Annotated in this window: 20 protein-coding genes and 1 tRNA gene; 10 read left to right on the top strand and 11 right to left on the bottom strand. The window is 59.1% G+C overall.

Going from position 1 to position 18,850, the window contains the following annotated elements; translation table 11 throughout:
• Positions 1–78 precede the first annotated feature (78 nt).
• The 6 genes from clpX to HEQ17_RS06925 all read right to left on the bottom strand — a co-directional run bounded on the left by clpX (position 79) and on the right by HEQ17_RS06925 (position 8,092).
• Entirely contained in the window at positions 79–1,344 is a 1,266-nt protein-coding gene (gene clpX / locus HEQ17_RS06900) for an ATP-dependent Clp protease ATP-binding subunit ClpX (RefSeq protein WP_296292046.1), read from the bottom strand.
• 107 nt (positions 1,345–1,451) lie between these two features.
• Positions 1,452–2,060, bottom strand: coding sequence for an ATP-dependent Clp endopeptidase proteolytic subunit ClpP (clpP, locus tag HEQ17_RS06905; RefSeq protein WP_296292047.1), 609 nt, complete (start codon positions 2,058–2,060; stop codon positions 1,452–1,454).
• 121 nt (positions 2,061–2,181) lie between these two features.
• Positions 2,182–3,495 (bottom strand): trigger factor, encoded by a 1,314-nt coding sequence (gene tig, locus HEQ17_RS06910; protein ID WP_296292048.1) that lies wholly within the window; start codon positions 3,493–3,495, stop codon positions 2,182–2,184.
• A 62-nt stretch (positions 3,496–3,557) separates the two neighbouring features.
• Positions 3,558–3,644, bottom strand: a tRNA-Leu gene (locus tag HEQ17_RS06915).
• Between the two features lie 115 nt (positions 3,645–3,759).
• A complete protein-coding gene (locus tag HEQ17_RS06920) occupies positions 3,760–6,915 on the bottom strand; it encodes an efflux RND transporter permease subunit (protein WP_296292049.1) in 3,156 nt (1,051 codons plus the stop codon).
• 4 nt (positions 6,916–6,919) lie between these two features.
• Positions 6,920–8,092 (bottom strand): efflux RND transporter periplasmic adaptor subunit, encoded by a 1,173-nt coding sequence (locus HEQ17_RS06925; RefSeq protein WP_296292050.1) that lies wholly within the window; start codon positions 8,090–8,092, stop codon positions 6,920–6,922.
• Positions 8,093–8,177: 85 nt separating this feature from the next.
• Here HEQ17_RS06925 and HEQ17_RS06930 point away from each other — a divergent pair, with 85 nt between their 5' ends.
• Positions 8,178–9,272: a squalene/phytoene synthase family protein gene (locus tag HEQ17_RS06930; RefSeq protein WP_296292051.1), complete on the top strand. Its 1,095-nt coding sequence runs from the start codon at positions 8,178–8,180 to the stop codon at positions 9,270–9,272.
• 31 nt (positions 9,273–9,303) lie between these two features.
• Positions 9,304–10,143 carry a presqualene diphosphate synthase HpnD gene (hpnD, locus tag HEQ17_RS06935; RefSeq protein WP_296292052.1) on the top strand — a complete coding sequence of 280 codons (840 nt, stop codon included), beginning with the start codon at positions 9,304–9,306 and terminating at the stop codon, positions 10,141–10,143.
• Between the two features lie 20 nt (positions 10,144–10,163).
• Here the strand turns inward: hpnD and HEQ17_RS06940 are convergent, their stop codons facing one another.
• Both HEQ17_RS06940 and HEQ17_RS06945 read right to left on the bottom strand, forming a co-directional pair.
• Complete coding sequence (locus tag HEQ17_RS06940; RefSeq protein ID WP_296292053.1) at positions 10,164–11,450, bottom strand: type II toxin-antitoxin system HipA family toxin; 1,287 nt, start codon at positions 11,448–11,450, stop codon at positions 10,164–10,166.
• Positions 11,440–11,706 (bottom strand): helix-turn-helix transcriptional regulator, encoded by a 267-nt coding sequence (locus tag HEQ17_RS06945; protein WP_296292054.1) that lies wholly within the window; start codon positions 11,704–11,706, stop codon positions 11,440–11,442. The genes HEQ17_RS06940 and HEQ17_RS06945 overlap by 11 nt, the downstream gene beginning before the upstream one ends.
• A gap of 335 nt (positions 11,707–12,041) precedes the next feature.
• On the opposite strand from HEQ17_RS06945, the gene HEQ17_RS06950 reads away from it, so the two are divergent.
• Genes HEQ17_RS06950 through HEQ17_RS06975 form a run of 6 tightly spaced genes read left to right on the top strand, consistent with a single transcriptional unit; the run spans position 12,042 to position 14,258 of the window.
• The gene (locus HEQ17_RS06950) at positions 12,042–12,608 is read left to right on the top strand and encodes a hypothetical protein (RefSeq protein ID WP_296292055.1); all 567 of its coding nucleotides are present in this window, start codon (positions 12,042–12,044) and stop codon (positions 12,606–12,608) included.
• Positions 12,608–12,829 carry a helix-turn-helix transcriptional regulator gene (locus tag HEQ17_RS06955; RefSeq protein WP_296292056.1) on the top strand — a complete coding sequence of 74 codons (222 nt, stop codon included), beginning with the start codon at positions 12,608–12,610 and terminating at the stop codon, positions 12,827–12,829. The genes HEQ17_RS06950 and HEQ17_RS06955 overlap by 1 nt, the downstream gene beginning before the upstream one ends.
• Positions 12,826–12,966, top strand: a complete 141-nt coding sequence (locus HEQ17_RS06960) for a hypothetical protein (RefSeq protein ID WP_296292057.1) — start codon at positions 12,826–12,828, stop codon at positions 12,964–12,966. Before HEQ17_RS06955 ends, HEQ17_RS06960 begins: the two co-directional genes overlap by 4 nt.
• A gap of 48 nt (positions 12,967–13,014) precedes the next feature.
• Positions 13,015–13,626 carry a hypothetical protein gene (locus HEQ17_RS06965; RefSeq protein ID WP_296292058.1) on the top strand — a complete coding sequence of 204 codons (612 nt, stop codon included), beginning with the start codon at positions 13,015–13,017 and terminating at the stop codon, positions 13,624–13,626.
• A 28-nt stretch (positions 13,627–13,654) separates the two neighbouring features.
• Entirely contained in the window at positions 13,655–13,951 is a 297-nt protein-coding gene (locus HEQ17_RS06970) for a type II toxin-antitoxin system RelE/ParE family toxin (RefSeq protein WP_296292059.1), read from the top strand.
• 4 nt (positions 13,952–13,955) lie between these two features.
• Entirely contained in the window at positions 13,956–14,258 is a 303-nt protein-coding gene (locus HEQ17_RS06975) for an addiction module antidote protein (protein ID WP_296292060.1), read from the top strand.
• A 40-nt stretch (positions 14,259–14,298) separates the two neighbouring features.
• On the opposite strand, the gene HEQ17_RS06980 is transcribed toward HEQ17_RS06975, so the two are convergent.
• Positions 14,299–14,949, bottom strand: coding sequence for a glutathione S-transferase family protein (locus HEQ17_RS06980; RefSeq protein WP_296292061.1), 651 nt, complete (start codon positions 14,947–14,949; stop codon positions 14,299–14,301).
• Positions 14,950–15,006: 57 nt separating this feature from the next.
• Entirely contained in the window at positions 15,007–15,714 is a 708-nt protein-coding gene (locus tag HEQ17_RS06985) for an HAD family hydrolase (protein ID WP_296292062.1), read from the bottom strand.
• Between the two features lie 19 nt (positions 15,715–15,733).
• Between HEQ17_RS06985 and hemH the strand changes: the two genes are divergently transcribed.
• Positions 15,734–16,822, top strand: coding sequence for a ferrochelatase (gene hemH / locus HEQ17_RS06990; protein WP_296292063.1), 1,089 nt, complete (start codon positions 15,734–15,736; stop codon positions 16,820–16,822).
• A gap of 242 nt (positions 16,823–17,064) precedes the next feature.
• On the opposite strand, the gene HEQ17_RS06995 is transcribed toward hemH, so the two are convergent.
• Positions 17,065–18,036: an IS481 family transposase gene (locus HEQ17_RS06995; RefSeq protein WP_296292064.1), complete on the bottom strand. Its 972-nt coding sequence runs from the start codon at positions 18,034–18,036 to the stop codon at positions 17,065–17,067.
• A gap of 503 nt (positions 18,037–18,539) precedes the next feature.
• Here HEQ17_RS06995 and HEQ17_RS07000 point away from each other — a divergent pair.
• Complete coding sequence (locus HEQ17_RS07000) at positions 18,540–18,824, top strand: hypothetical protein (RefSeq protein WP_296292065.1); 285 nt, start codon at positions 18,540–18,542, stop codon at positions 18,822–18,824.
• The last annotated feature ends 26 nt before the right edge of the window (positions 18,825–18,850 follow it).

The following is an 18,850-nucleotide window of genomic DNA, read 5'->3' on the forward strand; positions in this document are numbered from 1 at the left end:
CAACTGCACATGGATGCTGCACCCGCGATTACAACCCATCGAGCAAAAGGGGTACTCATCAGGGGGGTGAATCTGTGCTCAGGCCTGCTTGGCCGACTCGCGGTAAACCAGCAGCGGCGGCTTGTTGTCGTCGATGACCGACTCGTCCACCACCACTTTATCAACGTTCGCCTGGTTGGGCAATTCAAACATGGTGTCAATCAGCGCCTGCTCCATGATAGACCGCAGGCCGCGGGCACCGGTTTTTCGGGCCAGAGCCTTGCGGGCCATGGCCGTGAGAGCGTTAGGGCGCACTTCCAGTTCGACGCCCTCCATGGCCAAAAGTTTGGTGAACTGCTTGACCACCGCATTTTTGGGCTCGGTCAGGATTTGAACCAGCGCTTCTTCACTCAACTCGGCCAAAGTGGCCACCACTGGCAAACGCCCAACCAATTCAGGAATCAGTCCAAATTTGATCAAATCTTCCGGCTCGACCTCGTTGAACACGTCGGTGAGCGAGCGCTGCTTTTTGCTCTTGACGGTTGCGCCAAAGCCGATGCCGCCAGATTCGGTGCGGTTTTCAATGACTTTTTCCAGGCCCGCAAACGCACCGCCGCAAATGAACAGGATGTTGGTCGTGTCGATCTGCAAGAAGTCTTGATTGGGGTGCTTGCGTCCGCCTTGCGGGGGCACGCTGGCCATGGTGCCTTCGACCAGCTTGAGCAGGGCCTGCTGCACGCCCTCACCCGATACGTCGCGGGTGATGGACGGGTTGTCTGACTTGCGGGTGATCTTGTCGATCTCGTCAATGTAGACAATGCCGCGTTGGGCACGCTCAACATCGTAATTGCAGGTCTGCAGCAACTTGGCGACGATGTTTTCGACGTCCTCGCCCACATAGCCGGCTTCGGTCAGGGTGGTGGCGTCGGCCATGACAAAGGGCACGTCGAGCATACGGGCCATGGTCTGCGCCAGTAAAGTCTTGCCCGACCCCGTGGGACCAATCAACAAAATGTTGCTCTTGGCCAGTTCGACATCGTCTTTTTTTGCGCCCTCTTTATGCTTGAGACGTTTGTAGTGGTTGTAAACCGCCACCGCCAAACTGCGTTTGGCCTTCTCCTGGCCAATCACATAATTGTCCAAGTTGGTCTTGATGTCCAGAGGTGTGGGCAAGCCCGCTTTCTCTGCATCAGCCACAGCAGTTGCGCCCAACTCGTCACGTACGATGTCATTGCACAAATCAATGCACTCATCACAAATGAACACGGACGGCCCTGCAATCAGCTTTTTAACCTCATGCTGGCTTTTACCGCAAAAGGAGCAAAACAGGTTTTTTTCAGAAGTGGAGCCTTTTTTGTCGGCCATAGATGTCGCCTCGGAAACCGGAATTCGTCAATGATAACGAAAGAAAAACGGCGTTTACCCTTGGGAGGTCAACGCCGCTGGCTAGGTGCCCTACGAACTGGCCACGTTCAAGAGCGTTTGGAGATGACTTCGTCGATCAAACCGTAGTCTTTGGACTCGGTGGCCGACAGGTAATAGTCGCGTTCAGTATCGAACTCAATTTTCTCCAGCGGCTGACCGGTGTTCTCGGACAGGATGCGGTTGAGCTGAGCTCGGGTTTTGACGATCTCGCGGGCTGCAATTTCGATTTCGGTGGCCTGACCGCGTGCACCGCCTAATGGCTGGTGGATCATGACCTTGGAGTTGGGCAGCGAAAACCTCTTGCCCTTGGCACCCGAAGACAGCAAGAACGCGCCCATGCTGGCGGCCATGCCGTTGCACAGGGTGGAGACATCGGGCTTGATGAAGTTCATGGTATCGTAAATCGCCATGCCGGCACTGACCGAACCGCCGGGCGAGTTGATGTACAGAGAGATGTCCTTTTCAGGGTTTTCACTCTCCAAAAACAGCAACTGGGCCACGATCAGGTTGGCCATGTGGTCATTGACCTCCCCCACCAAAAAGATCACGCGCTCCTTGAGCAAACGCGAATAGATGTCGTAAGCGCGTTCGCCACGGCCCGACTGCTCGATGACCATGGGGACCATGCCCAAGCTTGTGATGTCCAGTGTGCTCATCATTTCTCCAAAAATATGAATAGGACTTTAACCTGAGTGATCAAGTCCCCAATGAGATGGGGCTTGTCAGCCGAACCACAAGTTCGGCACAAGCCCCATTTTTCGAGGGAATCAAAACCGATCAGGCTTGCTGACCCATCAGTTCTTCAAACGAGATGGCTTTTTCAACCACTTTGGCCTGGCCCAACACAAATTCGGACACATTGCTCTCGATCACCACAGCCTCGACTTCGGCCATGCGCTGGTTGTCGCTGTTGTACCAACGCACCACGTCGTCTGGGCGCTCGTAGCTGGAGGCCAGCTCCTGAATGTGGGCCTGGATCTGCTCGGGCTTGGCGTGCAAGGTATTGCCACGCACGACTTCAGCCACCACGAGCCCCAAGCGCACGCGCTGCTCGGCTTGGGGACGGAAGATGTCGTCAGGGATGGGGGCTTTGTCGGCGTCCTTGATGCCGCGTTGCTTCAGGTCGGCACGGGCACCGTCTTTCAGGCGTTCGATCTCGTTTTGCACGATGGCCTGGGGCAGGTCCAGCTCGGCCTTGGACACCAAAGCGTCCATGGCCGCTTGCTTGTTGCGGGCCAGCAAGCGGAACTTCACTTCGCGTTCGAGGTTTTTACGGATGTCCGTGCGCAGGCCATCCACCGAGGCGTCGGCAATGCCCAAGGACTTGGCCAAGGCTTCGTTGATTTCCGGCAAATTGGCGGCTTCGATTTTCTTGACAGTGACCATGAAGTCGGCGGTTTTGCCCGCCACATCTTGGCCGTGGTAGTCGGCGGGGAACGCCAACGGGAAAGTCTTGCTTTCGCCGGACTTCATGCCGCGCACGGCCTCTTCAAATTCCTTGAGCATCTGCCCGTCGCCCAGGATGAACTGGAAGTCTTCGGCTTTACCGCCAGAAAACACTTCGCCGTCGATCTTGCCTTCGAAATCGATGGTGGCGCGGTCGCCGTCTTGGGCAGCCGTGTCTTGAGAGCGCTGGGCGAAGGTACGGCGCTGCTTGCGCAGGATGTCCACGGTCTTGTCGATGGCGGCATCAGACACTTCGGCGGTCAATTTTTCGACTTCGGAGTCGGCCAGGTTGCCGAGCTTGACTTCGGGGTACACCTCGAAAATGGCTTCAAAGTGAAGCTCGCCTTCAGGCGCGCCTTCTTTTTCGGAAATGCGGGGTTGACCTGCGACGCGCACTTGCGCTTCGTTGGCAGCCACCGAAAAGGCCTCACCCACTTTGTCGTTCATCACTTCGTATTGAACCGAGTAACCATAGCGCTGGGCGACCACATTCATGGGCACTTTGCCGGGACGGAAACCGTCCATCTTGACCGTGCGGGCCATTTTCTTCAGGCGTGCATCCACTTCGGACTGAATGGCCGTCACGGGCACAGTCAGGGTGATCTTGCGTTCCAGCTTTTCAAGGGTTTCAACAGTCACAGTCATCGTCGTTCTCGGTTAATTGAATGTCTCTCAGGCCGCAGGTAACCCATAGGCCAGAAGTCGGTTGGTGCGCGGGGCGGGACTCGAACCCGCACAGTGTTGCCACCGTCAGGACCTAAACCTGGTGCGTCTACCAATTTCGCCACCCGCGCAGTCCAAACAAAAAGGGCGGCAGGTCCATCTCACGGCCCTAAAGCCACCTGACGCACCTGACCGCCCAGTTGAAATCGGTCAACGTTCTATTTTAGCCGCTTCAGTGGGTCAGATTCAGGCACGGGTTTGATTGGGGCGCTCAATTTTGAACCAGGCCGCGTACATGGCTGGCAGCGCCAGCAGCGTCAAAGCCGTGGCCACGATCAAGCCGCCCATGATGGCCACCGCCATCGGCCCCCAGAAAATGCTACGCGACAAGGGAATCATGGCCAGCACCGCTGCTGCAGCGGTCAACACAATCGGGCGCAAACGACGCACAGCCGACTCCACAATCGCTTGCCAAGGGGCCATGCCCGTAGCCCGATCTTGCTCAATTTGGTCAATCAAGATGACCGAGTTGCGCTGAATCATGCCCATGAGCGCGATCACGCCCAGCAAGGCCACAAAGCCAAACGGTCGGTCCAGCACCAACAAAGCACTGGCCACACCCGCCATGCCCAAGGGCCCGGTCAAAAACACCAGCATCGCGCGGCTGAAGCTTTGCAACTGCAGCATGAGCAAAGTAAAAGTGATGAACAGCATGACCGGCACACCCGCCGCGATGGACACCGAGCCTTTGGCGCTTTCTTCCACTGCGCCCGCCACCTCAATGCGGTAGCCACTCAAACCCTGCCCTTGCCAGGTGGCCTCGGTCATTTTCAGCTCGGGCAGCAACTGCGCCGTCACCGTGGCGCCCTGCAAGCCCTCGGCGATGTCTGACTGCACGGTGATCGCAAACTGACGCCCTTCGCGCCACATCACACCTGGCTCCCAAGCCAACACCGGCGTGGCAATGTGCAGCAAAGGGATGAACCGGCCTGAGGCCGTGGGCACATAAGCCTGACCCAGGTCGGACAAAGCATCGCGCTCGGCCAATGGCTGACGCAGCACGATCTCGATCAGCTTGTCACCGTCGCGGTACTGCCCCACCGCGCTGCCCGTCAGCAAGGTGCGCGTCGCTTGCGCGATGGACTGGCTGCTCACGCCCAATGCACGCGCCTTGGCTTGGTCAACCACCAAGCGCACCGACTTGACCGACTCGTTCCAGTTGTCATTCACGTCGCGCGTGTTGGGGTTTTGGCGCATCTGGGTCTTGATCTCGTCGGCCTTCAGGCGCAAGACCTTGGGGTCCGGCCCCACCACCCGGAACTGCACCGGGTATGGCACGGGCGGGCCGCTGGGCAGCAGTTGCACACGCCCGCGCACTTCGGGAAACTCTTGCGCCAGCAAGGTGGGCAATTTGGCGCGCAGCACTTCGCGGGTTTTCAAGTCGGTGGGCTGCACGATCAGCTGCGACACGTTGGTCTGCGGAAAGACTTGATTCAGCGGCAGGTAAAAACGCGGCACGCCCGAGCCGACCCAGGCTGTGACCGACTTCACACCTTCTTCTTGCGCCAGGCGCTGCTCCACGCGCCGCGTGATGTCTTCACTGGCCTTGACCGGCGAGCCTTCGGGCAACCACAAGTCCATCATGATTTCCGGGCGTGAAGAATCGGGGAAGAACTGCTGCTGCACCTTGCCCATGCCCACCATGCCCAGCGCAAACAAAGCGATGGTGATGCCAATCGTCTTCCAGCGGTGGGTGACGCACCACGTCACCCAGGCGCGAAAGTGCCGGTAAAACGGCGTGTCGTACATCTGTGGGGAGTCCAATTGCTCGGCCGCCACCGGATGCGCCGGGGGTTTGAGCAGCAAAGTGCCCAGATAAGGCACAAAGTAAACCGAAGCCACCCAACTGACCAAAAGCGCCACCACCGTGACCGCAAAAATCGCGAACGTGTACTCGCCCGTTGTGGACTTGGCCATGCCAATCGGCAAGAAACCCGCCGCCGTGATCAAGGTGCCCGTGAGCATGGGCATGGCTGTGAGCTCGTAAGTGAAGGTGGCCGCTCGTACCTTGTCGTAGCCCTCCTCCATTTTGCGCACCATCATCTCCACCGCGATGATGGCGTCGTCCACCAGCAAGCCCAAAGCAATGATGAGCGAGCCCAGCGAAATTTTGTGCAGGCCGACGCCCATGTAATACATCGCCAAAAACGTCACCGCCAGCACCAGAGGAATCGTGATGCCCACCACCAAACCGGGGCGAATGTCCAAAGTCCAGCGCCGCCACAGGGGGTTGTTGCCAGGCCGCTTGTGCAGTCCCAGCGCCAAAAAGCTCACCGCCAACACAATGACCACGGCCTCGATCAGCACTTTGATGAATTCGTTGACCGAACTGGCCACCGCGCTGGGCTGGTCCTGCACCTGGGTCAGGCTCATGCCCGCTGGCAAGCTGGCCTGTGTGGACGCGATCGCCAAGCGCAAGGACTTGCCCAGTGCGATGATGTCGCCGCCTTTGGCCATGGACACGCCCAGCGCAATGACCTCTTGCCCCTCATGGCGCACCTTCACACTGGCCGGATCGGCATAGCCGCGGCGCACCGTGGCGATGTCAGACAGGCGAATTTGCGCCCCCGAAGCGCCGCGAATCGGCAAGGACTTCAAATCGTCCAAACTCTGGAACTGGCCACCCACCCGCACCTGCACCACATCAACTGGCGACTGGATGCTGCCGGCCGATTCCACCGCGTTTTGCTGGTTCAACTGTGCCACCACAGCACCCATGTCCAAACCCATCTGCGACAGTTTCTTTTGCGAAACCTCCACAAACACCTTCTCGGCCTGCACGCCAAACAGCTCAACCTTGGCCACATCGGGCACGCGCAGCAGCAGCTGGCGCAAGCTGTCGGCCTGGGCCTTGATTTCGGCGGGCGTGAAACCCTCGCCGCCCAAGGCGTAAATCACGCCGAACACATCGCCAAACTCGTCGTTGAAAAACGGCCCGATCACACCCGGCGGCAAGCTGCCGCGCATGTCACCGATCTTTTTGCGCACGGTGTACCAAATGTGCGGCACCGCCCCGGGGTCCGAGTTGTCCTTGATCTGAAAAATGATCTGCGCCTCGCCCGGCTTTGAATAGCTGCGGATCTTGTCGGCAAAAGGCACCTCTTGCAATGTGCGCTCGATCTTGTCGGTCACCTGCTCAGCCACTTGCTCGGCCGTAGCGCCGGGCCAATAAGCCTGCACCACCATGGCGCGGAAGGTAAAAGGCGGGTCTTCGTCCTGCCCCAGCTGGAAATAAGACGCCATGCCCAGCACCATCAGCACCACCATCAGGTAGCGCGTCAGGGCCGGGTGCTCCAGCGCCCAGCGCGAGAGGTTGAATCGGGTGTTGTCTGGGCTGCTCATGCGATCACCTCGGGCTGGCTGCAGCAGGGACCGATGCAGCAGCCGAGGCAGCAGGCACGGACGCTGGTGCCGACACAGGCGCAGCGCCGTACACCGTCACCTTCTCACCGGGTGACAAGACATGCGCCCCGGCACTGACCACCCTTTGACCGGGCTGGAGTCCCGAGCTGACCACCACCTCGTTGCCGTCGACCGGGCCCAGCTGAACCGCCTGGCTGTTGACCGTCATGGTCGCCTCATCCAATACCCAGACTGCCGTGCCCTGACCCTCCTGACGCAAAGCGCTGGTGGGCAGTTTGATGGCCGAGACCGCTGCACCGGACAGCCCGGGTGCGCGCACATTCAAAGTGGCCCCCAAAGGCAAACGCTCCCCGGCCTGCAGCGCCAGCTTGACGGTGTAGGTGCGCGTCACCGGATCGGCGCTGGCGCCCAATTCCCGAATTTTTCCTTTCAAAGGCTGACCCGTGCTGAGCAATGTGGCCGTCATGCTTTGACCGATTTTCAAGCCCAAAGCCAATTGCTCAGACACGGCAAACACGGCGTCACGCGGGCCATCGTGGGCCAGACGCACGATGGGTTGCCCAGCTGAGACCACCTGCCCCGCTTCGGCTTCGATGGCGGTGATCACGCCGGCATGGCTGGCGGTCAAACGCGCATAACCAGCCTGATTGCCTTGCGCCTGCGCTTGGGCTTTGGCCTGGTTCAAAGCCGCCTCGGCCGACTTCAGGCCGGCTTCGCGCCGCTCCAACTCGGCGCCGCTGATGAAGTTTTGCACCTTCAGGGCCTCAAAGCGCTTGAATTCTGCCGCAGCCAAATCGCGCTGACTTTGCGCAGCACTCACCTGCGCCTGGGCGGCCTGAGCGGCCAATTGAAAGTCTTGTGCGTCAATCAAGGCCAACAACTGCCCAACGGCCACCCGTTGCCCCACCTCGACAGGGCGCTGCACCAATTTGCCGCCCACCCGAAAACCCAGCCGAGACTCCACGCGCGCCCGCACTTCGGCCGAAAACTCACCGCCCACAACCAGATCGGTGCCGGACACCGTGATCAACTTGACCGCGCGCAAAGGCGCTGGTGGCGCTTCAGATTTGGAGCAGGCCAACAATGTGGTCAAAAGCGCCGCAAGTGCGCACCAATGGACAACTCGTCGCGTGGCGGGTAATAAAAAAGAGGACATGAAATTCTCAAGGAATGGTAATGAATGACTGGTCAGTAATTTATTCAAAGCAGGTCCAGCTGTCAAGCGACAATACGGATTGACCATGCTCAAGCCCCCCTCATTCCAGCCGCCACAGCTCGGCGCGTCAGGCCACCCGCGCCGGAGCCTGAGCGCCTCCCAGCACCAATTGCTGCACCACGTTTCGCGCTCGTTCGACCTGTCCATCCGCCTTTTGCCGGGCGCACTGCAAGCCCCGGTGGCCATCGGCTACCTGCTGGCCCGCGCTACCGACACGGTGGCCGACACCACCGCCCTGCCCTTGACGGAGCGCCAGGTCTTGCTGGACCTCATGGCGCAAACGATTGCCGCCCAGGCCACTTCGGCTGAAGAAAGCTGCGAGCTGTCCCGCCTGACCCAGGCCTTTGCCGCACAACAAACTGACCCGCATGAGCGCGCCCTGATGCTGGACTTGCCCCAATGTCTGCGGCTTTTGCACACTTTGTCAGAGGCCGACCAAACCAGCGTGCGCCAAGTGCTGCGCCACATCACCCAGGGCCAACAGCTGGACATGAACCGCTTTGGCCCAGGTCTTCAGGCATTGCAAACCGAAGCCGAACTGAGCGAATACACCTGGCTGGTGGCCGGTTGCGTGGGCGAGTTCTGGACCGAGCTGTGCGGACGCCACCTGCCCGGCTACAGCCTGCTGCCCCAGGCCGAGATGCTGCGCATCGGGCGCGAATACGGCATGGGACTGCAGCGCCTGAACATCGTTCGAGATGCCGGAGCGGACCTGGTTGCTGGGCGCTGCTACTGGCCGGAGGAGACGCTCAGGCAGGCGGGCCTGAGCCCTGAACTTTTGGCTCAAGCCGCTGTCAACCCTGATGCTGACACCCTGCAAGCCCTGACCCCGCTCTACACCCAGTGGCTGGACCACACCCAAGCGCAACTGGCCGACGGCATGCGCTACGCCCTGGCGCTCAAGCCACTGCGCCTGCGCCTGGCCAGCGCCCTGCCAGCCCTGATTGGTGCACGCACCTTGGCACTGCTGCGCCAGGCCGGACCAGCGGCCCTGAACCAGCGCATCAAAATGCCGCGCCACGAAGTGCGTGCCCTGCTCTGGCGCATCGCACTGAGATGGGGCTCATGGGCTGTACTGAACCAGCAATTCCAAAAAATGTGTGGCGTGCCCCGCTCTTGAATCCCCCCTTTGGGTGCGAGAATCCCAGCCCATGAGCCCGCAAGACTACGTCCAGCAAAAAGCCACCTCCTCGGGCAGCAGCTTTTATTACGCTTTCCTGTTCCTCCCTCCCGAGCGCCGCGCGGCCATCACCGCCTTTTATGCCTTCTGCCGTGAAGTGGACGACGTGGTCGATGAAATCAAAGACCCCAGCGTGGCGGCTGCCAAGCTCGGCTGGTGGCAAACAGAAGTGCTACAAGCCTATGCTGGCCAGCCCAGCCACCCCGTCATGCACGCTCTGGTGCCCCTGGCCCCCACCTTCGGCATCGAAAGCCGCCACCTGATGGCCGTGATCGATGGCTGCCAGATGGACCTGAACCAAACCCGGTATCTGGACTTTGCTGGCCTCACAAAATATTGCCACTTGGTGGCGGGTGTGGTGGGCGAAATCGCCGCCCGCATCTTTGGCCAGACTGACGAGGCGACCACGGCCTATGCGCACAAACTGGGCCTGGCCTTTCAGATGACCAACATCATCCGCGACGTGGGCGAAGACGCCATGCGCGGGCGCATCTACCTGCCGCTCGATGAGCAGCAACGTTTTGGCGTCAAAGCCAACGAACTGATGCAGCGCGACTACTCAGACCGCTTCACCGCGCTGATGAAGTTCCAGACCGAACGCGCCCACGCTCTGTACGACGAAGCTCTGGCCCTGCTGCCTGCGGCCGACCGCCGCGCCCAAAAACCCGGCCTCATGATGGCCAGCATCTACCGCACCTTGCTGCGCGAGATCGAGGCATCGGGCTATCAGGTGCTGCACCAGCGCATAGCGCTGACGCCGCTGCGCAAGCTGTGGCTGGCGTGGAAGATGCAGGCGCTGGGGCGGTTTTGAGCCGCCGCACATCCTTCACATCAATCGGGTGAAACATTCGCATCGGTCATCGGCGCACTGAGCCTTTGAACCGTCAAAGCACAGCGCTGCTCAATCAGCACCACGATGCGCTCCACCACGGCATTCCCCAAATATCGGCTGCCACTGGCTTGCTGGAGTGCGCAGGCGGCACCGGGCAGTGCCTTGGCCAATTCCAAGATGCGTTTTCTGGCTGGGGATCTGGCCAAACCTGCGCTTTGCGCAAACTGCTCCCAATGCCGTGCCTGAACTTCGCTGAACTTGTATTTGCTGCCAATTTTCATGGCCATCTTGGGCGTCAGCGCCGGATACACCGCCGTTGAGAGCAGGTCATAAAACGGTGCCAAAAAAGGCGTCTGGCCCGCGTACAACAGAGAGAAATTCTTGGCATGCGCATCGTGGTTGCCGACCAAGACATTGAAGATCACACCATCGAACAAACGCAAAACGTGTGGAGCACTGGGGCGTGTGACACGGCGAACCAGATCGAAACACTGCGCCAGACCCGGTCCGCCTTCGTTCTGGTATTTCATTTCAGGCACTACGCCCAGCGACTGGCAAAAGTCTTCCTGATGCAGGCGCAACCTGCGGCCTTGTGTCTCCATGATTCGGTCATAGCGCTCGACCAGCAAGAACGGGCGATTCAGCACAACATGAATTTGTGACTTCGCAGGCTTGAGTTGCATGGCCTCGGCCAGCGCCATGCAAAAACCCTCGTTGGTCACGCTGTCCTCCACGGCATGAATCGGCGGCTTCAAGATGTGAGAGCTGGGTGTGCCGTTGCGCGGCAAGCCAATACGATGGCCATCAAAAACCACCGGCAGTTTGTCCTGAGCACCGGCCAAAGACAGCCGCAACCCATCCTGACCCGCCAGCATGGGGCGACGCGGCAACTCATCCAGAATAACAACGACTTCTTCATCGCTCAGCCAGCGCACATCTTTAGTGCCGGCGGCTGCAGGCAAAGTCTGCCCTCGTGCCAAAAAGGTCACGGCTCCTGCGCATTCGCCGCCGATGTGGTCCAGCAGCGCGAAATCGTTCTGCCCTGAGATTTGCAAATGGCGTGCAAGCAGACGGCGCAATTGCCCTTCGGGCAACAGTCCTGCAAAAAAGGGACGCGTCATGTGATCGTCGAAAGGCTCGGCCTGAAGAGGCAAAGACAGGGACAACGCCACCGCATTCGGCTGCGCCAGCCAGCCAGGGGCATAGCCAAAACTCAGCCGCCCCTGCGCCAAGCTCAAGGTGCCCACACGGTCGGTAAACAGCCAGACATCCAGTTCATGCGCCATCGTCATGTCCTTCGCGTTTCGGCTCGGCAGCCAAAGCGGCTGCAGGCAAACCATTCAAGCTGAATTCACCACCCAATGCCTCAATGACCCGCAGCACCTGCGCCAGCCGCACCGTGGGCTTACCCGCCTCCAGCTCCACCACAAAGCGCACCCCCACCCCTGCGGCCAAGGCCAACTGCGGCTGCGTGAGTGCAAGCTGCTTGCGGGCGGTGCGGATGGCATCGCCCAATTGCTGAGATGAACGAATACTGGTCATGGTTTGCTAAATTTCCCGCTCAGGAAATTTTGCAACAAACCTCGATTCTTAGCAAGACATAATTCCCGAACGGGAAATTTTCTCTACTACAGGCACATACATCTACATTATTTCCCGTTCAGGAAATTTTTTAATCATTCGGCAACGTCTTACACGCGTTCGCGACGCTGCGCAAGCTGAGGTTGGCGTGGAAGGTTCAGGGGGTGAGGAGTCGATGCTGTTTAACAGCATCTTGAATGCACTATCTCGATAAAAATTTAATGTTAAACAATAAATTTTTATTGCTTTAATTCCATTTTTGAATTTCAATACCTTCTTTCACAAGGAGGCATGGCATGAACACATCCACATCAATCACCTCGGCACACCACACCCAACTGCGGCGCAAAGTCGCCACGGTCATCTGGACTCTGAGAGTCTTGGGCAGCATCTACACATTCTGGGTGCTGCTTCACATTCTTCACCCCTTGCAAGACCCCTCGGAATTTCTGCACAAGGTCGGCAGTTATTGGCAACGCGATCTAAACGCTGGTGCGAGTTGGCAACTCGGCAGCGCCGTTGGCCTTAATCTGACCCTGTGGTTCCTGTTGTTGGCCGCTGTAATTTGTCTGTGGCAAGCCACCCAACATTTATTGCGCGACATGGGCTTGAGCACCATCAGCAGCAACTGGCTGCAACGCGGTGCCTGGGCGGGCTTGGGCTGCGCCGTGCTGGGCATTGCGACCCGCCCACTCTGGAGTTATCTGGTCACCTTGCACCTGCCACCGCAATCTCAGCTCTGGAATTGGGAAATGCACCCCAGCGACTTGTTGGGCCTGTTGATTTGCGGCGTCTTGCTCATGCTGTCTTACCTGATGGCCTGGATGTCGGAAATCGCCGAAGAAAACAAGGCGTTTGTCTGATGACCATCATCGTTCAACTCGACCTGATGCTGGCCCGCCGCAAGATGCGCTCCCGCGATCTGGCCGCCGCTGTCGGCATCACCGAAGTCAACATTTCCCTGCTCAAGTCCGGCAAGGTCAAAGGCGTGCGCTTTGACACGCTGGAGCGCATCTGCGAAGTCTTGCAATGCCAACCGGGGGATTTGTTGGTTTATGAACCCCAGCCCCCGGAGTCCACATGATCCGACTGCGCACCCTCGCACTCCTTTTGTCCTTGGTCCTCTTGAGTGGCTGCGGCATGCTGCACAGCGTGGCGCAAAGCGGCAAATTGCTGGCCCCTGAAAGTTTTGGCCTGATCCCGATCGCGCCCCATCTGTAGGCTGAAGTTGGGACCGATGAAGCCACGGGGGATCGACTGCGCGCAGACATGGCCCGGGCCGAAGCGGCCGTCCGCATGGCCTACGGCAGCGTTAGCGCAAGCCCCACCGTGCACGCCTGCATCACCGAAAAATGCTACGCCGCCTTGGGCGGGCGAGGCGAAATGGGCAAGGTTTTCGGCCAACGCATCCTGCTGTCGCCGCGTGGGTTGAACTGGCACTTTCTGGCACACGAATGGTCACACGCAGAAATGAGCACACGCTTGACCCTGTTTGCGTGGAAACGCATGCCCCAGTGGTTTGACGAAGGTCTGGCCGTGGTCATCAGCGAAGCACCCGAGCATTCAGAAAACCACTGGCAATTTCTGATCAGCACCCGCATCCCCCGGCCCTCACGCGACGAGCTGCTGACCTACCAATCCTTGCAGCAATGGCTGGCTGGCGTTCACCGTTTTGGCGACGACAAAAACTTTGAACGCGTGGCCCAAGGCCAGCCCACCCTCAGCCCCGTCTATTCGGACGCCGGGCGCGAAGTGCGCCCCTGGCTGGCCCAAGTGGGCAGCCACGGCTTGTTGCACGTCATTCAGCAGATGAACGAGGGCGCGGACTTTGAAGCCGCATACACCCCACAAACGCTAAGCCCATCAACACCAACTCCATAAAACCGTATCCCAATTGATACAATGAGCCGTGAAGACGATTTACACCACCGAAGTCTTTGATCTGTGGTTTGAGTCCTTGAAGGACAGACAAACTGCCAGACGCATTCAGACCAGCATCGATCGTGCCGAAGAAGGCAACTTCGGGGATCACAAGGCTGTGGGTGAGGGCGTATCCGAAATGCGAATTCACCATGGCCCTGGCTTTCGCGTGTATTTCACACAGCGCGGTATGGAAATCGTGATTCTTCTGGCCGGGGGCGACAAATCCAGTCAAACCCAAGACATTGCAACGGCGCACGAACTCGCTCGCCAATTGAAGGAGTAAGGAGATGAGCACACTCAAGCTGCGCAAATGGGACAGCGCCGAACACCTCAAAACCGAGGAAGACATGGCACTTTATCTGGAAGCTTGCCTGCAAGAAGCTGGAGACGATGCCGCCTTCATTGCCAAGGCGCTGGGCCACATCGCCCGCGCCAAAGGCATGTCTCAACTGTCACGCGACACGGGGCTGGGCCGGGAAAGTCTCTACAAAGCGCTTTCTGGAGAGGGCAACCCAAGTTTTGCGACGATCTTGAAAGTTACCTCGGCCTTGGGTATTCGGCTGCACGCGCTGCCGGCACAAACCACCTAAGACATAAGCCTGACGAATGCTCGCGTCACGGCCACATCCTTCAAGGCAACGCCCGAACGCGCTTTTGCGCCTCGCGCTCCATACAAGCGTGCAGCCAGCCTGACACCGCCGGGTATTGCGCCAGCAAGCCCGGGGCCGGGCGAATCCAGTTGGCCACGCTGGCCACACACACATCGGCCACGGTGAAACGATTGGCCGCCAAATGCGCCTGGCCTTGAGCGTGTTGGGCTTGCAAATGCGCCTCCAGCACGGCCAGCGGCACCTTCAAGCGGTTTTCGGCTTGCTCGGCCAACTCCGGTTTGCGCTGGTCGGCGGGCATGGCCATGCGGTGCATCAGCACGGTGAGCGCGTCTTTTTCCAGCTCGGTCACCGTCCAGAAACTCCAGCGCAGGACTTCGGCTTCTTCGCGGGGTGTGGCGGGGGTGATCGACTGGCCATTGGGCTGGCCATGCACGCGGACGATGTAGAGGGCGCAGGCCATGCTTTCCCACACGGTGACGGTGCCTTCGGGGCGTTCGTCACACACCACAGGAATGTGGCCATTGGGGTTGAGCGCCAAAAATTCGGGTGTGCGTGTCGCGCCCGCTTTGTAGGTCATGGCGATGTGCTCAAAGGGCACGCCCAACTCCAATGCAGCCCACAAAGGCCGTGCAGCGCGGGATGCGCTGATGCCATAAATTTTCAAAGTCATCTCTGTCTCCTGATATTCGAATAGCTCAGGCCTCATGTCGGGGCTGAAGCCGCCGACCTAAGCGACGTAATCAGGCCAGCTGGCGCACAGCGCGTGCAAGTCTCGCACTTCCAGGTGCGGCCGGGTGTCGCCGTGGGTCCAGTCGTGGCCTTCGCGGTTGAGCCAGGCCACCTGCATGCCTGCGGCCAATGCGCCCACGCAGTCGGCGTGCGCATCGTCGCCAATGTGCAGCACCTCGTGGGTCTGCACGCCCGCTGCCGCCGCGCCAGCCACAAAAATGCGCAAGTCCGGCTTGGCCACCCCCAAAGACTGGGCGCTCACGCTGGCGTGAAAGTGCTGGCCAATGCCCACGCGGTGGACATCGGCATTGCCATTGGACAGCGCAACGATCGGGTACTTGGCGCTCCAAAAAACCAGCGCAGGCAAGGCGTCGTCAAACAGGTCCACCTGCTGGCGCTCGGCAAAAAACACCTCAAAAGCGGCCTCCGCCAAGTGCACCGGGTCACCGGCTTGCTGCAACAAGGCGCGTATCGACTGCAGTCGCAAAAACGACAAGTCGTGCGCCCGATCGGCATGGCGGGCATTGACCTCGGCGCGAACCGCCTGCTTCAACGCCAAGTCGGCCGACAAGGCCGCCGTCCCCGGCGCATGGTCAGACAGCCAAGCCTGCAAAACAGCCTCGGCACGGCCAATCGTGGGCCAAACGGGCCACAAGGTGTCGTCCAAATCAAGAGAAATGGCTTTGATTTTTGAAATGTCAATCATGGTGGTGGGAGAATACCGCATGGCATTCCAAAAAGAACCCTCCTTTCAGCATGGTCAAGCCGCCCGCACAGCGGTGCTGTATTGCAACTTGGGCACACCCAGCGCGCCCACGGCGCCAGCGCTTCGCAAGTATTTGGCTGAATTTTTGGGCGACAGTCGCGTGGTTGAAATCCCCAAACCTATCTGGTGGCTGATCCTGCACGGCATCATCTTGCGCGTGCGCCCCGCCAAATCGGCCGCCAAATACGCCAGCATCTGGACCGAGGGTGGTTCGCCACTCAAAGTTTTCACTGAAAAGCAAGCCCAGTCGCTGGGCACGGCACTGCAAGAGCGCGGCCACAACGTCAGCGTGCGTTACGCCATGCGCTACGGCCAGCCCTCCATTCCGGAACAACTGAGCGCCTTCAAGGCCGAAGGCGTTCAGCGCGTGCTGATCGTGCCCGCTTACCCTCAATACAGCGGCACCACCACCGCCAGTGTGTTCGATGCCGTTTACCACTGGGGCTTGAAAACCCGGCTCATTCCCGAGATGCGCTTCGTCAACCACTACCACGACGACCCGCGCTACATCGCCGCATTGGCGCAAACCGTGCGCGACCACTGGGCCACCCACGGGCAGGCAGAGCAACTGGTGATGAGTTTCCATGGCGTGCCCGAACGCACCTTGCAATTGGGCGACCCCTACCACTGCGAATGCATCAAGACCGGCCGGCTGCTGGCCGAAGCACTGGGCCTCTCTAAAGACCAATACAAGCTGACTTTTCAGTCACGTTTTGGCAAAGCCAAATGGCTGGAACCCTACACCGAGCACACGCTGGTGGCCATGGCGCAGCAAGGCGTGAAAAAAGTCGACGTGATCTGCCCTGGCTTTACCAGTGACTGTCTGGAGACGCTTGAAGAGATTCAACAAGAGGCGCAAGAAGCCTTCTTGCACGCTGGGGGCGAAAGCTTCAGCTACATCCCCTGCCTGAACAACCACGCGCAGTGGATCGAGGCCCTGGCCGACATCAGCCTGAGCCATATGCAGGCCTGGGACTTGTCTGCCCCAGACGAAAACACCTTGGCCACAATTCAGGCAAGGGCATTGGCGCATGGCGCCAATGCGTGAAAAAAGGCACCAAATACCCGAAAGCGGCAAGCGCGGCCTTCAGACAACAACATCAAGCGACTGACCGGTCCAATCACATCCCTGTTTTTACGCAAAACTCGTATAAACCTCGCGTGAGAAATTTTTGGGGGTGGATGGACATAGGTGCAGAGGATCCCATAATGAAGATATCCACGGATTGATGGGTTCTGAATGCCTAGTAGTTCGTTCCATCAATACAGTTACTAAATAGATGATAATCGCTATGTGTCGCATCCCGGATGATCGTAAGGCCGTTTTATAAACAAATGAGGATGAGAAGCGTACCAGTCTTTCATGGCCCTCATCGGTGTTTTGCTTTTGAGCGCTGACTGGGGTAACTGATGGTTGTACAGAGCCACGTAACGCATGAGCGTTTGCTCCAAATCTTCACCGCTGGTGAATCGGTGTGTCTTGAGCACGTCAGCGATACGCCCGTTGAAGCGCTCGACCATGCCATTGGTGCGCGGCGTGCGTGGTTTGGTCAGGCGGTGTTCAATGTTCAAGGCTTGGCACAGTTGATCAAACTCATGGTTGCCCGTGGCCTGGCGCTCACGGCTGGCAAACAACCTGTCAGTGAACTCCTTGCCGTTGTCGGTCAGAATTTTCTGCATCTTGATCGGGCACGCCTTGTGCAGGGCATTGAGAAACGCTCGGGCTGCCGCTGCCGTCTTGTGGCTCTTGATCTGCACAAACACCCAGCGTGTGGCGCGGTCGATGGCCACAAACAGATAGCGCCTGCTGGTCTCGTCGGGCATCTGGGGCAGGTATTTGACATCGATGTGGATGAACCCCGGCTCATAGCTTTTGAAGGCTTTATGAGGCTCAGTGGGCTCTTTGGGCCTGAGCGCGTTGAGGTTGCCAACGCCGTGGCGACGCAAGCAACGGTCCAGACCCGAGCGTGTGGCCTGGGGGCAAAGAAACTCACGGCTGACGGCCAACAAATCATCCAGGGGCAACAGCAGCGTCTTTCTGAGTTCGACCACGATCTGTTCTTGCGCCGGTGTGAGCGTGGTTTGAAGCTTGTGCGGGGTGTGGGACGCGTCATGAAAGCTGTCTCGACCCTTCCACTTGTAAACAGTGCCTTCACTCACGCCGAAGCGCAACGCCAAAGTGGCAGCAGTCTCCGTGCTGGCCGCCATCTCCGCACGGGTGGCGGGCGTAGTACGTGCGTTTTTGTGCAAGGCAATCATCATGACAAGGCTTCCGGGTGGACTGCTGAGGTGACGCAAAGATTGTCTATCAACTGCCGCATGACCTCTCTGGCCATGAACAGCGGATACCGTTTTGAGTCAATGCAATCATCCGGGATGCGACAGGTACCGACACAGACAATCTTGCCAACAAACACACCGTCTTTTCGTCCATAAACGCTATCGCCGAGTCCAGCCCGTCGACGCTGTCGGCGAACCTGACCAGCATCTACCACCGGGATGCCAATTTGCTTCGCATCCCTGGAGCGAGTTGCGGGGCGTGAAAGCCATCTAGAGGGTGGTCTGGGGCCCTTATTGCATGCATTCCCTGACTTGGAGCGCCGGCACGCGAGCGTGATGGGTGGCGAACGCGAGGGGCGCGCCCATGTGGGCTTGGTCGGTCACCAGGCGGCAAATTTCCGGCGCGACAGGCACGGCATTCCGGCCACTGACCAGGCGATCTACACTAGTTATGGGAATTCCACCAGATGGTGGACGGCTAGATCGTGCAGACCACGATGCTGCTTGATGTTCACGACGTGATCCAGCAGGCGTTTTCTGCCACCGGCGGCTGGCCAAGCCGTCACATGCTGCACCAGGGCGGTGCTTGGCTTGGTCTGGGCGCCACTGACCGGGCGGTCACCATGCGGGTGATGGATTTTTACAACGCAGATGCCGGACTGATCCGCGAGAACTGGGTGCCTATCGATATTCTCAACGTTCTTCTGCAGATTGACGTGGACGTGCTGGCGCGTGTACGCAGCCAGTTTGGGCGACGCCCGGCCCATTAATACTCGGGAAAATACCTATTTGAAAT

This window comes from Limnohabitans sp., from assembly GCF_023910625.1.
Classification (GTDB): Bacteria; Pseudomonadota; Gammaproteobacteria; order Burkholderiales; family Burkholderiaceae_C; genus Limnohabitans_A.